Annotated in this window: 15 protein-coding genes and 1 pseudogene; 12 read left to right on the top strand and 4 right to left on the bottom strand. The window is 36.9% G+C overall.

Annotated features, from left to right (window positions below):
- The first annotated feature begins 44 nt into the window (after positions 1 to 44).
- Together ACXAE4_RS01845 and zwf are read left to right on the top strand one after the other, a co-directional pair.
- Positions 45 to 491: a staygreen family protein gene (locus ACXAE4_RS01845; RefSeq protein WP_013085507.1), complete on the top strand. Its 447-nt coding sequence runs from the start codon at positions 45 to 47 to the stop codon at positions 489 to 491.
- 305 nt (positions 492 to 796) lie between these two features.
- Positions 797 to 2,299, top strand: a complete 1,503-nt coding sequence (gene zwf, locus ACXAE4_RS01840; RefSeq protein ID WP_013085508.1) for a glucose-6-phosphate dehydrogenase — start codon at positions 797 to 799, stop codon at positions 2,297 to 2,299.
- A gap of 42 nt (positions 2,300 to 2,341) precedes the next feature.
- On the opposite strand, the gene gndA is transcribed toward zwf, so the two are convergent.
- Positions 2,342 to 3,754 (bottom strand): NADP-dependent phosphogluconate dehydrogenase, encoded by a 1,413-nt coding sequence (gene gndA / locus ACXAE4_RS01835; RefSeq protein WP_013059861.1) that lies wholly within the window; start codon positions 3,752 to 3,754, stop codon positions 2,342 to 2,344.
- A 396-nt stretch (positions 3,755 to 4,150) separates the two neighbouring features.
- Here gndA and ACXAE4_RS01830 point away from each other — a divergent pair, with 396 nt between their 5' ends.
- Positions 4,151 to 5,386 (top strand): PucR family transcriptional regulator, encoded by a 1,236-nt coding sequence (locus ACXAE4_RS01830; protein WP_289578593.1) that lies wholly within the window; start codon positions 4,151 to 4,153, stop codon positions 5,384 to 5,386.
- Between the two features lie 252 nt (positions 5,387 to 5,638).
- Positions 5,639 to 6,772, top strand: a complete 1,134-nt coding sequence (ald, locus tag ACXAE4_RS01825; protein ID WP_013059863.1) for an alanine dehydrogenase — start codon at positions 5,639 to 5,641, stop codon at positions 6,770 to 6,772.
- Between the two features lie 62 nt (positions 6,773 to 6,834).
- Here ald and ACXAE4_RS01820 read toward each other — a convergent pair whose 3' ends face one another.
- Positions 6,835 to 7,221 carry a hypothetical protein gene (locus ACXAE4_RS01820; RefSeq protein ID WP_224980621.1) on the bottom strand — a complete coding sequence of 129 codons (387 nt, stop codon included), beginning with the start codon at positions 7,219 to 7,221 and terminating at the stop codon, positions 6,835 to 6,837.
- A gap of 793 nt (positions 7,222 to 8,014) precedes the next feature.
- On the opposite strand from ACXAE4_RS01820, the gene pdxK reads away from it, so the two are divergent.
- Positions 8,015 to 8,839: a pyridoxine/pyridoxal/pyridoxamine kinase gene (gene pdxK, locus ACXAE4_RS01815; protein ID WP_033580382.1), complete on the top strand. Its 825-nt coding sequence runs from the start codon at positions 8,015 to 8,017 to the stop codon at positions 8,837 to 8,839.
- A gap of 33 nt (positions 8,840 to 8,872) precedes the next feature.
- Here the strand turns inward: pdxK and ACXAE4_RS01810 are convergent, their stop codons facing one another.
- Positions 8,873 to 9,742, bottom strand: coding sequence for a Cof-type HAD-IIB family hydrolase (locus ACXAE4_RS01810; RefSeq protein WP_033580381.1), 870 nt, complete (start codon positions 9,740 to 9,742; stop codon positions 8,873 to 8,875).
- Between the two features lie 88 nt (positions 9,743 to 9,830).
- Positions 9,831 to 10,538 carry a beta-phosphoglucomutase gene (gene pgmB / locus ACXAE4_RS01805; protein ID WP_289578594.1) on the bottom strand — a complete coding sequence of 236 codons (708 nt, stop codon included), beginning with the start codon at positions 10,536 to 10,538 and terminating at the stop codon, positions 9,831 to 9,833.
- 274 nt (positions 10,539 to 10,812) lie between these two features.
- Here pgmB and ACXAE4_RS01800 point away from each other — a divergent pair, with 274 nt between their 5' ends.
- From ACXAE4_RS01800 to ACXAE4_RS01770, 7 genes and pseudogenes are all read left to right on the top strand, one after another.
- A complete protein-coding gene (locus ACXAE4_RS01800; protein WP_475235335.1) occupies positions 10,813 to 12,450 on the top strand; it encodes a PTS transporter subunit IIBC in 1,638 nt (545 codons plus the stop codon).
- Positions 12,451 to 12,454: 4 nt separating this feature from the next.
- Positions 12,455 to 13,241, top strand: a pseudogene (locus ACXAE4_RS01795) (endonuclease/exonuclease/phosphatase family protein).
- Positions 13,242 to 13,531: 290 nt separating this feature from the next.
- Positions 13,532 to 14,632, top strand: a complete 1,101-nt coding sequence (locus ACXAE4_RS01790; RefSeq protein WP_289578596.1) for a glycosyltransferase family 4 protein — start codon at positions 13,532 to 13,534, stop codon at positions 14,630 to 14,632.
- Positions 14,629 to 15,567, top strand: a complete 939-nt coding sequence (locus ACXAE4_RS01785; protein ID WP_028411948.1) for a glycosyltransferase family 2 protein — start codon at positions 14,629 to 14,631, stop codon at positions 15,565 to 15,567. Before ACXAE4_RS01790 ends, ACXAE4_RS01785 begins: the two co-directional genes overlap by 4 nt.
- A 2-nt stretch (positions 15,568 to 15,569) precedes the next feature.
- On the top strand, positions 15,570 to 17,288 hold the full coding sequence (locus tag ACXAE4_RS01780) for a DUF6020 family protein (RefSeq protein WP_116739825.1): 1,719 nt from the start codon (positions 15,570 to 15,572) through the stop codon (positions 17,286 to 17,288).
- The gene (locus ACXAE4_RS01775; RefSeq protein WP_013059873.1) at positions 17,288 to 17,623 is read left to right on the top strand and encodes an EamA family transporter; all 336 of its coding nucleotides are present in this window, start codon (positions 17,288 to 17,290) and stop codon (positions 17,621 to 17,623) included. Before ACXAE4_RS01780 ends, ACXAE4_RS01775 begins: the two co-directional genes overlap by 1 nt.
- Positions 17,616 to 17,948: an EamA family transporter gene (locus ACXAE4_RS01770; protein WP_014457712.1), complete on the top strand. Its 333-nt coding sequence runs from the start codon at positions 17,616 to 17,618 to the stop codon at positions 17,946 to 17,948. Before ACXAE4_RS01775 ends, ACXAE4_RS01770 begins: the two co-directional genes overlap by 8 nt.
- Positions 17,949 to 17,962 lie beyond the last annotated feature (14 nt).

Raw genomic sequence — 17,962 nt, 5'->3', positions numbered from 1 at the left:
ACACTTATAAAGAGTGTATTTTTATATTAAAGGAGGGATTCCATATGATCATCAGCAATCCCCACCAAATAGACGTAACCTACAGCCTGGGTGTTACACCCGTTGAACCAATGATACCAAGAAAATACACCGTTTTCCCAGGTCAACACACTTCTGTTCCTTCCATTCAAATCGGCATTGAATTTGCCTACGATCATATGCAAAAAGAGCGGAACGAATATTTAGCATCCTTCGTCTTCGATAAAGGTTTTTATTCCCTTACTGTGTATTATTACATCGGTGCGCATACATCAACAGATGAAACCATTACACGCTACCTTCACTTTTTAGAACAGCTCCCTGTTATTCTATCGTCTATCTATCACGCTGATGCTTCCTTTTTCGAAAAACATCCACTTTTAATGCACTGTCCTATTTTTATCATTGCCGATAGCCCTGAGCTGCCATTTTCAACAAAAAAATCTATCGGTTCCCTGTATCAATATAAATAAATGAGAAAAGCTACTGTTAAAATAACGGTAGCTTTTTCTCCGTATTCGAAACAAAATACTTTTAAACTTGTTAAAAACATGGAATAATAACTACAAATTGTTTTAATCTATTTGCGTTAACCCTTTAAAATCGTTACAATTTATTAGTAGTTCTATACATAAAGGAAAAGGTAAACAAGCAATCATTCGTTTGTTTATAAAGGCCGAGTTTAACGGGCAATGAATCCCCAGATTTCATTTAAGTGTTGTCTGTTAAAGCGGAAAAAAATTGAACGTAACTACGACAAAGTGAGGTCCTAGAAGTAATGACAAATGTACAACCAAAATCCATTATCGTAATTTTTGGCGCTACAGGTGATTTAGCAAAACGTAAGTTATTCCCCTCTATTTTCCGCTTATATAAAGCGAACAAACTATCGGAAGATTTCGCTGTTGTTGGTGTCGCAAGAAGACCTTGGACTAATGACGAATTACGCGAAAATGTAAAAAAATCAGTGAGCAGTTTCAAAAACAGTGACGCTGACATTGAAAAGTTTGCTTCACATTTTTATTACCAACCGTTTGACGTAACAGATGTCGCTTCTTATCAAGAATTAAAAAGCCTAACAGAAAGCCTTGATGAGCAATACAACGTGCCTGGAAATCGTATTTTCTATCTAGCAATGGCACCTGAATTTTTCGGAACGATTGCTTCGAATTTAAAAAATGAAGGTTTAACACAAACAGAAGGCTGGAGCCGCCTAGTCATTGAAAAGCCGTTTGGCCATGATTATCCTTCTGCTAAAGAATTAAATGAACAAATTCGCCATGCATTTAAGGAAGATCAAATTTATCGTATCGACCACTATCTCGGTAAAGAAATGGTGCAAAATATCGAAGTTATCCGTTTTGCAAATGCTCTATTTGAACCGATGTGGAACAACCAATACATTTCAAACATCCAAATTACGTCTAGTGAGACGCTTGGTGTAGAAGACCGTGGCCGTTACTATGAATCTTCAGGTGCCCTTCGAGATATGGTACAAAACCATATGCTTCAAATGGTGGCCCTACTTGCAATGGAACCGCCGATTAAATTAACACCGGAAGAAATTCGCAGTGAAAAAGTAAAAGTATTGCGTGCTCTTCGCTCTTTATCAGTGGATGAAGTAGATGATTATTTTGTACGAGGTCAATACGGCAAAGGTGTACTTGAAGGAGAAGAAGTTATCGGCTATCGCGAAGGAAACTCGGTTGATCCTGAGTCTAATACCGCTACATTTGTATCTGGTAAGCTTATGATTGATAACTTCAGATGGGCTGGCGTACCGATTTATATCCGTACAGGTAAACGCATGAAAGAAAAAGCAACGACAATTGTTGTACAGTTCAAAGACTTACCAATGAACCTGTACTTCAATAAAGATAAAGAAATTCATCCAAACTTGCTTGTCATTCATATCCAACCGGAAGAAGGCATTACGCTTCACTTGAACGCGCGTAAAACGCCAGGTGCCACATCATCCACACCGATTAACTTGAACTATTGCAATAACTGTGGAGATAAAATGAATACACCGGAAGCTTATGAACGCCTTATTTATGATTGCATGCTTGGAGATGCAACGAACTTTACTCACTGGGATGAAGTAGCCCTTTCTTGGAAATTTGTTGATACTATCTCAGAAGCATGGGAAAGCACAAAAGCACAAAACTTCCCGAACTACGAATCAGGTTCAATGGGACCAAAAGAATCAGACGCATTGCTTGCTGAAGACGGTTTCCACTGGTGGCCAGTCGGAGAAGACAACTTCTCACCTAAAGAGTAAATAAAAAAAGCAGCTGTAGTATACAGCTGCTTTTCTTGTTTTTTATTTTAACCACTCAGTATGGAATACGCCCTCTTTATCAACACGTTGATATGTGTGAGCTCCGAAGTAGTCACGTTGCGCTTGTAAAAGGTTCGCTGGTAGCGTTTCTGTACGGTAGCTGTCATAGTAGGCTAATGCACTTGAGAAACTTGGTACAGGAATACCTTGTTTAACCGCAATTGAAATAACTTCACGAAGAGCCGACTGATAGCCTTCTACGATATCCTTGAAGTATGGGTCTAACAATAAGTTTGTTAGATCTGCATCGCGATCGTAAGCTTCTTTAATTTTTTGTAAGAATTGTGCACGGATGATACAACCACCGCGGAAGATCATTGCAATATCACCGTACTGTAAATTCCAGTCATATTCTTCAGAAGCTGCTTTCATTTGAGCAAACCCTTGCGCATATGAACAAATTTTACTCATGTACAATGCTTTACGAATTGCTTCTACTAATTCGGTTTTATCGCCTTCAAATGCAGCTGCATTTGGACCGCTCAATACTTTGCTTGCTTTTACACGTTCTTCTTTCATAGCTGAAATAAAGCGTGCAAATACAGATTCCGTAATGATTGGTAGTGGTACACCTAAATCAAGCGCACTTTGGCTTGTCCATTTACCTGTACCTTTTTGACCTGCAGTATCTAAAATAACGTCTACAAGTGCTTTACCTGTTTCTTCATCTTTTTTCGTAAAGATATCAGCTGTGATTTCAATTAAGTAGCTATCTAGCTCGCCTTTATTCCATTCAGCAAATACTTCATGTAATTCATCTGTTTCTAAGCCTAATACGTTTTTCATGATGAAGTATGCTTCACAAATTAACTGCATATCGCCATACTCGATGCCGTTATGAACCATTTTTACGTAGTGACCTGCACCATTTGGTCCAATGTATGTGCAGCAATCATCGCCTTCAACTTTCGCTGAAATAGCTGTTAAGATTGGTTTTACAAGTTCATATGCTTCTTTTTGTCCGCCAGGCATGATTGAAGGTCCTTTTAATGCGCCTTCTTCTCCGCCGGATACGCCTGTACCGATGAAATGGATACCTAATTCTTCTAGCTCTTTGTTACGACGAATTGTATCCTGGAAGAATGTATTTCCGCCATCGATTAAAATGTCGCCTTTTTCTAAGTATGGTTTTAACGAATCAATTGTTGCATCTGTAGCAGCACCAGCTTTAACCATTAATAAAATTTTACGCGGTTTTTCAAGAGAATTAATAAACTCTTCCACACTGTATGTACCTGCAAAATTTTTACCTTCTGCTTCTGTTTTTAGGAACTCTTCTGTCTTTTCAGGAGAGCGGTTATAAACTGAAACAGAATAGCCTCTGCTCTCAATGTTTAGCGCCAAGTTTTTCCCCATAACCGCTAAACCGATAACACCGATTTGTTGTTTTGCCATGTTAAATTCTTCCCTTCATGTGTAATATGAATTGGTCAACCTAATCGTAACTGAACATATCATAAAGAAAGTTACAGATTCAAGTTTGATATAACCATAATCATACGTTTTATTATACACATTTGAAAAGAATCATGCTCACCGAACATTGATTATTTTGAAGAAAATTTCGATAAAATAAGTGAAATGAACGCAGTTACTAATCATCCGTACATTCTTAACTACCTTTAGACGCATTTTAACATTTTCTTAAACAATTACTTTTGTTAAAATATTAAGCAGTTAATCATTTCAATGAATTGATGATCAACACGGTTGTTACCGTTTTACTATATTTACTGCAGCTAAAAAAGCTGCACTAGTACTTATTTTGTTTTACGAAGAGGGATTTTATATATGACAAAACCAATCAAAGATCCGTTCAAAGAAAATTTTGATACGCTTGAAGAATTTGCTGATCGCATTAGCGAGGTATTGAACTGCCCTATTACGATTGAAGATGCTAATCATCGCTTACTAGCTTACAGCACCCATGATGAAAGAACGGACCAAGCGCGTATTGCTACGATTATTGGAAGAAGAGTTCCGGAAAAAGTCATTAACAACTTATGGAAAGAAGGCATTATTCCGAAACTGCTTGAGACAAATGAACCTGTGCGTGTGAAAAATATAAATGAAATCGGGCTTGGAGATCGTATAGCCATTTCTATCTGGAAAAATGAAGAAGTTCTAGGATTCATTTGGGCTGTGGAAATTGAGAAAGCCTTAGGCGATGAAGAAGTGGAGCTATTAAAAAAAGCTGCGAATGTATTAAAAAACAAATTGCTGCAGCTTCAAATTCGAAAATACAAACGAGAGGAGCGCTCACAGGAATTTTTCTGGAAATTATTAACTGGCCACATTCAGTCTCGCCAAGAAATTTCAGAAGCGTTTTATGAAGCTCAAATTACGGCTCCATCAGCGTTTTCCATTGCTATCTTCCGCTTCCAAGAAGATATTACGCCTGAAGCTGAACGCCAAATTTCGTATATGTTGAAAACAATGCACCGCTTAAAAATCGTTCTTTATACGATTGATTGCAATGATTTAATCTTACTGATTTCTTTGGATGCGGTTGAAAATCCTCTTGATGAACAGCGAGATTTTGTAGACTATTTTAGAGGAAACATGCATGAACGCTTTGATGTTACTCAAATTAAAGCCAGCTGCAGCAGTATTTATTCATCGCACGATCATATCGAAAAAAGCTATAAAGAAGCTTTGAACGTATTAGATATGAAAAGTAAGTTTCCAGAAGAAACAAAAGAGATTATTAACTATCAAGAATTAGGTATTTATCAATTTCTAGATGTTATTTTAGACAAGCGCGTTCAAGATCAATTTGAAAACCATTCTTTAAAGAAGCTAACTGATTATGACCTTCGTCATAACAGTAACTTGGTGGAGACTCTTGAAGTATTTTTAAATAATGATAACAATATTAATGAAGCAGCCAAAGAATTAAATGTGCATATGAATACACTTAGCTATCGATTAAAGCGAATTTCAGAGATTGGTGATATCAACTTAAAGGATGTTAATCAAAAAATGACTCTTTATATTGATATTAAGTTAATGAAATATAAAAAATAACAGATAATGTTATATTTTTTAACAGAAAGCTATTTATTTATTTTCCGATAAATAAATAGCTCTTTTTTTATGTTTTCTTCCCTTAATAATGTTAGATAACCTGACATAAAAATTAAAAATTCTGATAAGTAAGCGTTTACATTTGTGTGTTTAAACAAAAACCGCTTCTTCAATTCTTCTTTCTAGACAAAGAAATTTCACAAAACTTTCTTTATACTAAAGATACACAAACGACCAAGGGGGAAATTAATCATGATTATTGGCGTACCAAAAGAAATCAAAAACAACGAAAACCGAGTAGCGATTACACCAGCAGGCGTAGCATCATTTGTTGGTACAGGTCATCGTGTATTAATTGAAAATGAAGCAGGTATTGGAAGTAACTTCACAAACGAAGATTATGTAAAAGCCGGAGCTGAAATTGTTGAGACAGCAGCTGACGTGTGGGCACAAGCTGAAATGGTCATGAAAGTAAAAGAACCATTAGCAAGTGAATACGGCTATTTTAGACCAGGTCTTATCTTATTCACTTACCTTCACTTAGCAGCTGAACCAGCACTGGCAAAAGCATTAAAAGATAGCGGTGTAACGGCTATTGCTTATGAAACAGTGGCAGTCAATCGTACATTGCCTCTATTAACACCTATGAGCGAAGTAGCAGGACGTATGGCTGCTCAAATTGGTGCACAATTCCTTCAAAAATCAAACGGCGGAAAAGGAATTTTATTAGCGGGTGTTCCTGGAGTTAGCCGCGGAAAAGTAACGATTATTGGAGGCGGCGGTGTTGGTACAAATGCTGCAAAAATCGCAATCGGCCTCGGTGCTGATGTAACAATTATTGATTTAAGTCCTGAACGCCTACGTCAATTAGACGATATCTTTGGCAACCAAATCAATACGCTAGTGTCAAATCCTTATAACATTGCGGATGCAGTAGCAGAGTCAGATTTAGTGATTGGTGCAGTATTAATCCCAGGTGCAAAAGCTCCAAAACTCGTAACAGAAGAAATGGTGAAAACCATGAAGCCAGGTTCTGTTATTGTTGACGTAGCAATCGACCAAGGTGGTATCGTTGAAACAATTGACCACATTACAACACACGATCAGCCTACTTATGAAAAGCACGGTGTTGTACACTATGCAGTTGCGAACATGCCAGGAGCAGTTCCACGCACATCAACGATTGCTTTAACAAATGTAACGGTACCTTACGCACTTCAAATTGCTTCTAAAGGTGTTCACAAAGCAATCGCTCAAAACGAAGCGTTAAAATTAGGAGTGAACGTTGCAAACGGAGCTATTACGTACGAAGCAGTTGCACATGATTTAGGTTATGATTATGTATCAGTAGACGTAGCTCTTGAAAAAGAATTAGCTTCTATTTAATAGATAGTAAAAAACGTCCTTAAACCTCTGTTAAGGGCGTTTTTATTTTGAATAAACAGCAATTAGCTGTAAAAAACACGACTATTTAAAGCTTTGTGTATCTGTTCACCGGTAATCTCCGGTACCATTGGCCAGAATTCAGGAGTAGGAAACATAAGGTTGCTAGGCGTTCTATTATGATTACCATCTAATTCATGAAATGGTTCAGGATCATCTGTCTCGTTAAACCGATTCGTAATAAACATAAAGTGACCTAATTCATGTGCAAGAAGATACTCATCTGTACTTGCATTTGTCATAATCACAAGTGGAAAAGAGTTATAAGTTACAGCAAGAGTCGATGAATAGTCAAAATTAACAGGCCCAAATCTATTTCCATTCATATAAAATACGTATACATCAGCGTCTTGACAAACTTTTCGGCCAGTTTCAAGCATTGCTTGTACCATTGTAAGATGACTAGCTCCTCTAATTGGAAAATTTTCCGCATTACTTACAATGCCACTGATGTTTTCCAAAAAAACAAATGAACGTGTAATAGTAAATGTAACCCCCTGGATTAATTGGTTTTTCTCATATTGTTTCCATATCCTATTAGCAGCCGCTATGTCTCTTTTTACACGGTTGGGAACTGTAGACGGATTATCTTTAGAGTTTCGATCAACTTTAGCTCCTGGTAATACGATTATACAAACATTTAAAGTACCTGTCTTAACAGTTTTGAAGTTATCGCTCATTAAATTCGATTTCATATAACAGTCTTTGTGATTTCTCTTTTGAAGTTGTGATTGATTAGAAGAATCCGGGGCATCTTTATAACTGTCATGATTATAATGTTTTTTTATGTGAATCACCCTTTCTTAAGTTTCTATTCATTTTATTCATTAAGAAAAAGAGTGCTTGTACAATAAGGTAAAAAGCCTTTTAATAAGAGGTTTTTTAGCATGCGATTACTTGTGAAGGTGGTTACTCTTAAGTTTATGTAAAGTAAATGTTCAAACCACCTTATATCTCATTCGCTAACGTTCATTTAACTCATGCTTCACAGTCAGTCATGATAATTCTAAATTACACGTAGGATTCATACAGTTTTTAGAAATTGAATATCTACATTAAAAGCGATAAAATAGAAGAAAAAGTGAATGGAAGAAATTTATCTAAAACACATTGGGCAACTAAAAGCCGCCCGGTAGAAATTTTACTCTATTTTCTCTATGAACTTAAAATACGGGAGGATTTTTTATGACAATGAATAAAGCATTAACCATTGCTGGTTCTGATAGCAGCGGCGGAGCTGGCATTCAAGCGGATTTAAAAACATTCCAAGAACTTGGTGTTTACGGAATGACAGCTTTAACAACAATTGTAACAATGGATCCCGATAACAGCTGGTCTCATAACGTATTTCCACAACAACCTTCCACTGTTGAACAGCAGCTGAAAACAATTGTAAAAGGCGTAGGCGTACAAGCTCTAAAAACGGGTATGCTTGGCTCAGTGGAAATTATTGAACTAGCGGCAAAAACAATTGAAGAATACGATTTAAAAAATGTTGTAGTAGATCCTGTGATGGTATGTAAAGGAGAAGACGAAGCGCTTCATCCGGAAACAACTGTCAGCTTGCGTGATGTACTAGTTCCAAAAGCAACAGTCGTAACGCCTAACTTATTTGAAGCTAGTCAATTAAGCGGACTTGGCCCTATCAAAACGGTTGATCAAATGAAAGAAGCAGCCGTGAAAATTTCTGAACTTGGTGCCAAATATGTATTGATTAAAGGTGGAAGTAAATTAGCACACGAAAAAGCAATCGATTTGCTTTATGATGGAAAGACATTTGAGATCTTAGAGTCTGAACGTATTGAAACGACATTTACACATGGTGCTGGATGCACATACTCAGCTGCGATTGCTGCTGAATTGGCAAAAGGCAGTGACGTCAAACAAGCTATTTATACAGCAAAAGAGTTTATTACAGAAGCAATTCGCCATTCATTTGCTTTAAATCAATATGTCGGACCAACAAATCACGGTGCATACCGTCGTAACAAAGAAAAAGTAACAAACTAAAAGCATGCCTAGAGGCATGCTTTTCTATTTTGCTTATTGTTTGACTGTTTCAAGCGCATTTAAGATAGCTTGAGCTACGCCGTGCTCGTCATTTGTTCCTGTTACGATATGGGCAAACTCTTTGATTTCTTGAGGGGCATTTCCCATCGCTACGGCACGTCCAACTCGCTGAAACATCGATACGTCGTTATAATTGTCTCCAATGGCCATCGTTTCTTCTAAAGAAATATGGCGTTCTTGAACAAATGATGTAACCGCAATTCCTTTTTGAGCATTTTCATCATTTATTTCAATATTTTCTTTACCAGATGCACTGACTGCAATAGAATCTAACTTCACAAGTTCTACTTTTGCCTGTTCTAACTTTTCTTCATCAAAAGAGAAAGCAAGCAGCTTATAAATGTCCTTGTTTGGATCTTGAAACAGCGCTTCATACTCTTCAATAAGCTTTACTCTGCCGCTATTGAAACGCTCTTTTGCCGCTTCTAACGATTTTTCATAATTATCTTTTAAGCTAGCACTTAAATAAATATCCATTAATACGGACAAAGCTTTTTCATAGTCATTTGAATACGTACCTTCACTTGTATAGACTTCAAAGTACAGCTGAAACTTCTTAAAAATATCTTCTACTTCACGAATAGCTTCCATCGTCATGCCTACTGAATATTGTTTTTCCCCTTGTGGATTGCGAAGCTCTGCTCCGTTTGCACAAATTAAATATGTATGAAGTCCTGCTTCTTCTAAAACATAACGCGCTTCTTCATAAGAACGTCCCGTAGCAACAACAACTTCCACCCCTGCCTTTTGAGCTGTCTTAATCGCTTGGGCATTTTCTTTACTTACAACTTGTTCACTATTTACTAGCGTTCCATCCATATCGATCGCAATACATTTAATCATGATGTACCCCTTCCTATGTATCTTTGCTCTCTTATTTTATTCTAGCATATGTTTTTTAGCGCTTTGCTACTTGCATGTAAAAGATTTACTAATTTTTTGTATACGCGCTGTTATAATCTGTTCCTTTTCTTGCTTTCTCGAAAACCTCTTTGATCGTCTTTACATGCAAATCAGCTGTTGAATATACGCGAAAATTCACATCCTCTTCCCTCAGATGCTTACCAACGCCGATAGAAACCATATCTGTTTGATTAATAGCTTTTATACCTGCCTCTCCATCTTCTATTGCCACACATGCATCGGGTTTTACTTCTAATTGATCGGCAGCTGTCAAAAATATTTCTGGATCTGGTTTTCCCTTCTTGATTTTCCTTACATCCACAATACAATCAAAAAAAGAGCGTATTCCTAGCGCATCTATTACAGTATTTGCATTCGAACTAGAAGAAGCAATTCCCATTTTAATGCCTTGTTTTTTACAATCTTCTAACAACATTTTAATGCCTGGAAGTAAATGATCTTCTGTCATTTCTCTTATTAAAGCCTGATAATGCTTATTCTTTTCATAAGCAAGCTCTTCTTTTTGTTCCACTGTCAGGTGTACATTGCCTTGCGCAGCAATGAGCTCTACAGTTCTCATCCGGCTGATTCCCTGCAGCTGTTGATTTAGTTCTTCAGAAAACGAAACGTTAAGTTGATCTGCTACTTTTTTATTTGCTCTATAATATAAATGTATTGTATCTGCAATAACACCGTCTAAATCAAAAATAATCGCTTGTAGCTCTTCTTTTTTCATATTATCCTCCTCTGTACCTATCTTTATGCCATTACTTAAATGCTTTTATTACATCCCACCATGTTAAAATACCGTTGATATTGTTCACTTTATCATAAAAATTTTTTCATCATTTATAATTTATGAATAAATTTTTCAAAAAAGAGAAATTACAGTATTGCATTATGAAAGCCCTTTTATTACAATAGGTTTATGCAAACGGTTGCACTGTCTTAAAAATATAGTTTATCAAAAAATAAAATGAAAACCCATACATAGGGGAAGGGGAAAAACTATGAAGAAGTTCTTTTCATTTGATTTTTGGCAGAAATTTGGTAAGGCTTTATTAGTAGTAGTAGCGGTTATGCCCGCAGCTGGTATTATGATTTCACTTGGAAAACTAGTTGCAATGACTGGGGGAGACATCACTGCTGTACAAACAATTGCACGAGTGATGGAAGATATAGGATGGGGTATCATTACAAATCTTCACATCTTGTTCGCTGTTGCCATCGGGGGATATTGGGCAAAGGAACGTGCTGGCGGTGCATTTGCTGCACTCATTGCATTCATTCTTATTAATCGAATTACAGGAGCCATTTTTGGAGTTAAAGCAGAAATGCTCTCAGATTCAAAAGCAACGGTTCAATCACTGTTTGGACAAGAATTAGTTGTAAAAGACTACTTCACATCTATTTTAGGATCTCCCGCTCTTAACATGGGAGTATTCGTAGGAATTATCGCTGGTTTCTTAGGCGCAAATTTATTCAACAAATATTACAATTATGATAAATTGCCTGAAGCCCTTTCGTTTTTTAACGGCAAGCGCTTCGTACCGTTTGTAGTCATCGGTGGTTCAGTTGTAACGGCACTGCTTTTATCCATTGTGTGGCCGTTCATCCAAGGTTCGCTAAACAGCTTCGGACAGTGGATTGCAACATCTAGAGATACAGCTCCTATTCTGGCACCATTTATTTTCGGAGCATTAGAGCGTCTCCTTCTTCCGTTTGGTCTTCATCATATGCTGACAGTTCCTATGAACTATACGGAGCTAGGCGGTACGTACAAAATTTTAACGGGTTCTGGAGCAGGTTCCACTGTTGCCGGTCAAGATCCTTTGTGGCTTGCTTGGATTGCAGACTTAAATAACTTCCGTGCTGCAGGAGATATGGACAGCTACAAGCAGCTCTTACATGACGTTACACCTGCACGATTTAAAGTAGGACAGATGATTTTATCTTGTGCGTCATTAATTGGAATTGCTTTAGCAATGTATCGCAACGTAGATCCTGACAAACGTTCGAAATATCGTTCAATGTTCTTTTCAGCTGGACTAGCTGTTTTCTTAACAGGCGTAACAGAGCCGATTGAATTTATGTTCATGTTCGCGGCGCCTCTTCTATACGTCGTATACGCCATTATGACAGGACTGGCTTTTGCCATTGTTGATATTGTTCATGTTCGCGTACACTCATTTGGCGTAATTGAACTATTAACACGTACACCAATGATTATCAAAGCCGGACTATGGGCTGACTTAATGAACTTTGTCATCGCCTGCCTTGTATTTTTTGGCTTAAATTTTGGAGTGGCAAACTTCTTAATTAAACGTTTTAACTTCCCAACACCGGGACGTAACGGAAACTATATCGATGAAGAAACAACTGCAACAAGCAGCAAGCAGGTGAAAAATGATTCGCTTGCCCCAGTCATTATTGGACTGCTTGGCGGAGAAAACAATATTGAAGACGTGGATGCTTGTATGACTCGCTTACGTGTAACGGTAAAAGATATACATGCCGTTGCAGGAGAAAGTGAATGGAAACAAAACGGAGCCCTTGGTTTAATCTTGAAAGATAAAGGGGTACAAGCTATTTATGGACCTAAAGCGGATGTTTTGAAATCCGACATTCAAGATTTGTTAGGAGCTTAACATAATGAAGCTATTAACGTTAAATTGCCACTCTTGGCAAGAGGAAAATCAGCTAGACAAGTTATCTTGTCTAGCTGAAGTAATTAAAAAAGAAAAATATGATGTCATTGCTTTACAGGAAGTAAGCCAAAAAATAGACGCGCCTTATGTATATGACTACATTCGCAGCGATAATTACGCTTGGCTTTTAGCAAAAGAACTGGGTAAGCAAGGTGAAGACTATCAATTGGTATGGGATTTATCTCATATAGGCTATGAAGTGTATGAAGAAGGAATTGCCATTTTAACGAAACACCCGATTATTGAAGAGCATTCATTTTTTGTTTCACAAACGTCAAATATTGACTATTGGAAAACGAGAAGAATTGTTGGAGCAACAATCGAATATGAAAAAGAACTCCTTACTTTTTATTCTTGTCATCTTGGCTGGTGGGATGACGAGGAAGAGCCATTCAAGCAGCAAGTTGATACGCTGCTAGCTCATGTACACAAAGATAACCCATTTTTCTTACTTGGAGACTTTAATAATGACGCTCATAGACGACATGAAGGTTACGACTACCTGTTGAGCCAAGGCCTCTATGATACGTATACTCTATCGAACAAAAAAGATAGCGGTATTACAGTTCAAGGGAACATTGCTGGATGGGATGATAATGAACGGGCGCTGCGCCTTGATCTCCATTCTATCGAGTCATGCGCAGGATATTCAATCATCGACTGTAGTTTTTAACGGCATACATTATCCCGTTGTTTCTGACCATTTTGGGGTAAGCGTTGAAGTGAAATAAGTGACATAAAGCGAACGAATAGCGTTCGCTTTTTTCTTGTGATTATGATTATGTAAAAATCATCTTCTTTACTGCTTTATCTATCGTTTTATAAGTGTCCGATAAACTTTCGCATTTTAAAAAGTAGGTGTGCTATAATATTGTGATGTTGACGATATGCAACCCATTTTTGCATGTTTATCAATGAAATCGCTCAACTTAATAGTAAGATGATACATGTAAGCTCTATTTAAATGAACACCCGTTGTCATTATCATAAACTAATAAAGAAAAATAGGTGTGAAACAATCATGAAAATTTTGTTGATTTCAAATATGTATCCTTCTGAACAATTCCCGAGCTATGGTGTATTTGTTCAAAACACTGAAAAAATTTTAGTTCAACATGGTATTCAAGTTGATAAAATTGTCATGCAAAAAAAGACAAGCAAATTAAGCAAGCTTTTTAGCTATGCTTCTCATTATGCTAATGTCATTGTGACGGGCTTAACAAAAAATTACGACTATCTTTACGTACATTATGCATCTCATAATGCTCTTCCGCTGCTGATTCTCAAAAAGCTAAAGAAGAATGTGAAGATTGTGACAAACGTGCATGGTTCAGATGTTGTACCTGAAGTAGCTTCACAGGAAAAATATCAGCCTAGAGTAAATGACTTATTGCACCATTCCACTAAAATTATTACTCCTTCTCCCTACTATAAAGGGCTCGTTGAAGAGAAATATAAGGTTCATAATCCAATCTATATTTTTCCAAGCGGAGGAGTGAATAAAGATCTGTTTCATCCTTATCCAGATAAAAGCAAAGCTTATCAAGAACTAAACTTGGACCCTACTATCCGTTATATTGGATGTGTAAGCCGCATTGATGTGGGTAAAGGATGGGAATACTACCTTCAAGCAATTGCAAAAGCTGAACAACAAACGCCCACTTCTTACAAATACTTATACGTTGGAAGCGGAAAAGACGAAGCTGCATTTAAGGAAATGATCAAGACTCTGGGCCTAGAGGGAAAAGTCATCCATTTTCCTCTGCTTCCTCAGTCGTCTCTTGCTTACGTATATAATGCGATTGAAGCATTCGTGTTTCCGACCGTAAGAAAAGGAGAAAGTTTGGGCTTAGTCGGCCTCGAAGCTATGGCTTGCGGAGCACCCGTGATTGGGAGTCAGATTGGTGGTCTAAAAGATTACATTATAGACGGAAAGAATGGTCTATTCTTTGAGCCTAAAAATGTAGATGAACTAGCTTCACAGCTACAGGCTTTTATTAATCTTCCTGAAGATGTGAAACAGCAAATGTCTCAACAGGCGTTACAAACAGCAAACCGCTACACAGTAGATGTAATTGCTGAACAACTCCCAACAATTTTTTTTGATGAGGTGGAAAAATGAAAGTCGCAGTTTTAATTCCTTGTTATAACGAGGAAGTAACAATTGGAAAAGTAATTGACGATTTCAAACGCGAACTGCCTAGTGCAGATATTTATGTATACGACAACAATTCAAAAGATCGTACAAGTGAAATTGCACTTGAACACGGCGCAATCGTCAAAAAAGAATTTAAGCAAGGAAAAGGAAACGTTGTACGTTCAATGTTTCAAGAAATTGATGCAGATTGTTATGTCATGGTAGATGGGGATGATACGTATCCTGCAGAATTTGTTCATCAATTAATTGACCCTATTAGAAATCGAGAAGCTAACATGGTCATTGGAGATCGTTTATCAAACGGAACGTATCTCGAAGAAAACAAACGTGCTTTCCATAATTTTGGTAACAACTTAGTACGTTCTTTAATTAACGGCCTGTACAAAAGTAACATTAAAGATATCATGACAGGTTATCGTGCGTACGATAAATTATTTGTAAAATCAATTCCTGTGATGAGCCCAGGATTTGAGATTGAAACAGAAATGAGTCTTCACGCGTTAGATAAACGATTCCGCCTAAAAGAAATCGCGATCGATTATCGCGATCGACCTGAAGGCAGCGAATCGAAACTTAATACGTTCTCTGATGGATTTAAAGTGTTACGAATGATTTTTACGTTATTTAAAGAGTACAAGCCGCTTCAGTTCTTCTCCATTTGGACAGTGTTGTTTATTGTCGCAGGATTAGCTGTTGGTGCTCCGGTACTTTATGAATTTTTTGATACAGGCTTTATTACCAAAGTACCTTCATCTATCTTAGCAACTGGATTGATGGTGTTAGGTGTTTTATCTTTCGTCTGTGGATTAATTCTAGATACAATCGCTTCATTAAATCGCAAGCAATATGAATTAGAACTAAATAAAAAAATTGAACAGATTGAACAAGTAGGAGAATAACAATGATGAAGAATAAAAAAAGTATTTTACTGCTTACAGTAACAGCTTTAATTATTCTTATCGGTTTAAGTATTGGTAATCCAGACGGTGTTCACTATCTTTCCCTTTTTGCTGCACTTGTATTTACCATCATAAGCTCTATTTTTATTTATAAAAATAGAGCTTATGCTTCATTTAAACCGCTAGAATGGCTATTGCTGATTGTTTTTTCGTTTATCGTACAGTTTTCACTTTTAGATAACTTACATATGACGAGCTCAACTATTTTTTCACTCGTTTTGTATGCCATCAGCCGTACTTTATTGGCAATGCTGCTGACGGCCGCTGTACTCAGCGCTATCAAACAGATAAACGATTTTCACTACACATTTGCACACCCAAAGCGTTATCTAGGAATTGTTACGATTCTTATTTTAGCTGTTAGTCTATATTACTGGTTCGCCTTTTTCCCAGCGGCCATGACTCCTGATTCATTAGCACAGTGGAGACAGGCACATAACGGAGAATTTAACGATTGGCACCCTATTATGATTACGTGGCTCATTATGCTGCTGACAAAAATATGGGATAACCCAGGAATTGTAGCGTTCACGCAAATTGTTGTTGTAGTGAGCATATACGCCTATACATTTGACTTTTTCATTAAACGCAAAGCACATCCTGTTATGATTGGACTTTTAACAGCTATTATTGTCATTATTCCAAGCTTCTTAATCTTTTCAATTATTATTTGGAAAGACATTTTATACAGTGCTTTTCTGCTGTTTTTTACGGTTAACATTGCAAAAATTTATCTGTCAAAAGGTGCTTGGGTTAAAAGTAAAGCGAGCTTTTTCTTACTTTTACTTTCCGCATTTGGAGTAGCTTTCTTTAGACATAATGGTTTTCCTGTATTTGTTTTGACTTTCCTTTTAATGATTGTCTTATTCAGAAAAAATTGGAAACCTCTTGTCACGATTTTCTTAGTCGTCTTTATTTTACAAAAGATTGTTACAGGCCCTGTGTTCACGTGGCTTGATGTAAAACCTTCAGATCCAAATGAAGCTTTGTCTATTCCAACTCAACAAATTGCAAACATCATTTCAAATGATGGAGAGATGTCAAAAGAAGAGCGCGAATATTTTAATAAAGTGCTCCCTATTGAATTGTGGAAAGAAAAGTATAATCCATACAAAAGCGATCCAATTAAATTCACGTGGAAATACTACGACCGCGAGTTTATTTTTAATGATTTAGGCCTTTACTTTAAGAACTATGCTAGCATTGTCATCAAAAATCCTTATCTAGCAACGGAAGGCTTTCTCAAACAAACAGCTTTAGTATGGCAAATCAATCCTTTTAAAGATGGCTACACGGATACGTACGTAACCAACATTTATTACGGCAATGATTTAGGTCTTAAAAATAAAGTAATCGAGCCGTTTATTACACATACTGCCAATGCTTACTTAGCTATTTTTAAGCACCCTGTTTTTACATTCTTATGGAAACCAGCTTTTTATCACTGTGTCATTTTATTATTTTCATTAATGCTAGTGATTCGAAGAGGAATTACGTCCCTTATTATTGTCATTCCTTGGGCACTTAACACGCTTTCTGTTCTTGCGGCACTGCCGGCTCAAGATTTTCGATATTTATTAGCAAGCGTATTTGTGTCTTTCTTCTTTATTGGTCTTCCTTTTATCCGATTTGATCAGAAAGAAAAGGATGTGACCTCCTGATGGAGAGCAATTATAACAAAAAGCTAGGAATCACACTCATTATCGTGGCTTCCCTGTTTACAGCTGTTGGACAACTTTTTTGGAAGTTGTCCGAAGCTTCATTTAACTTAAATTTAATTATTGGTTTTTTCCTTTATGGATTAGGAGCGGTGTTTATGATTGCCGCTTTTAAATTTGAAAGAGTTTCCTTGCTTCATCCATTTTTAAGCCTAGGATATGTCATCAGCATCGCTCTTGGTTTCTTTCTATTAAATGAAACCATTAGCCCTATGAAGCTGGTCGGTACTCTTATTATTATCGTAGGTGTAATTTTAGTAGGTGGCCAAGATGAATAGTATCCCACTTTTAATTATTATGACTCTTTTAGGTTCAGTTGGAGCTGTCTTTTTCAAGTATATTTCTACGTATTTAAATGAAAAAAAGATAAAGCTAGCGCTTATTTGTTTTGTGGGTGGCGGCCTTTTTTACGGGGCGGCAGCTCTGCTTAATGTGTATGTTTTAACGCTGTTACCTTATTCTATTGTATTTCCGCTCACGTCTATTACGTACATTTGGACATTAACATTCGGTTACTTTTTAATTAAAGAAAAAGTTACAACAAAACAAGTTATCGGCTGTATTCTTCTAATTGTCGGATGCTTCTTTATTGCTAATAGTTGATGAGATAACTTGAA

This window comes from Priestia sp. ABM2_011, from assembly GCF_056158845.1.
Note: the sequence above shows the minus strand (reverse complement) of the source record. Positions and strands in the feature narration are given on the sequence as shown.

Excerpts from the sequence above, each read along its gene's own strand:
- ald (WP_013059863.1), top strand. The coding sequence starts at position 5,639 with ATGATTATTGGCGTACCAAAAGAAATCAAAAACAACGAAAACCGAGTA.
- ACXAE4_RS01845 (WP_013085507.1), top strand. The coding sequence starts at position 45 with ATGATCATCAGCAATCCCCACCAAATAGACGTAACCTACAGCCTGGGT.
- ACXAE4_RS01810 (WP_033580381.1), bottom strand. The coding sequence starts at position 9,742 with ATGATTAAATGTATTGCGATCGATATGGATGGAACGCTAGTAAATAGT.
- ACXAE4_RS01830 (WP_289578593.1), top strand. The coding sequence starts at position 4,151 with ATGACAAAACCAATCAAAGATCCGTTCAAAGAAAATTTTGATACGCTT.
- ACXAE4_RS01820 (WP_224980621.1), bottom strand. The coding sequence starts at position 7,221 with ATGGTACAAGCAATGCTTGAAACTGGCCGAAAAGTTTGTCAAGACGCT.
- ACXAE4_RS01785 (WP_028411948.1), top strand. The coding sequence starts at position 14,629 with ATGAAAGTCGCAGTTTTAATTCCTTGTTATAACGAGGAAGTAACAATT.
- ACXAE4_RS01800 (WP_475235335.1), top strand. The coding sequence starts at position 10,813 with ATGAAGAAGTTCTTTTCATTTGATTTTTGGCAGAAATTTGGTAAGGCT.
- pdxK (WP_033580382.1), top strand. The coding sequence starts at position 8,015 with ATGACAATGAATAAAGCATTAACCATTGCTGGTTCTGATAGCAGCGGC.
- gndA (WP_013059861.1), bottom strand. The coding sequence starts at position 3,754 with ATGGCAAAACAACAAATCGGTGTTATCGGTTTAGCGGTTATGGGGAAA.
- ACXAE4_RS01780 (WP_116739825.1), top strand. The coding sequence starts at position 15,570 with ATGATGAAGAATAAAAAAAGTATTTTACTGCTTACAGTAACAGCTTTA.
- ACXAE4_RS01770 (WP_014457712.1), top strand. The coding sequence starts at position 17,616 with ATGAATAGTATCCCACTTTTAATTATTATGACTCTTTTAGGTTCAGTT.
- pgmB (WP_289578594.1), bottom strand. The coding sequence starts at position 10,538 with ATGAAAAAAGAAGAGCTACAAGCGATTATTTTTGATTTAGACGGTGTT.
- ACXAE4_RS01775 (WP_013059873.1), top strand. The coding sequence starts at position 17,288 with ATGGAGAGCAATTATAACAAAAAGCTAGGAATCACACTCATTATCGTG.
- zwf (WP_013085508.1), top strand. The coding sequence starts at position 797 with ATGACAAATGTACAACCAAAATCCATTATCGTAATTTTTGGCGCTACA.
- ACXAE4_RS01790 (WP_289578596.1), top strand. The coding sequence starts at position 13,532 with ATGAAAATTTTGTTGATTTCAAATATGTATCCTTCTGAACAATTCCCG.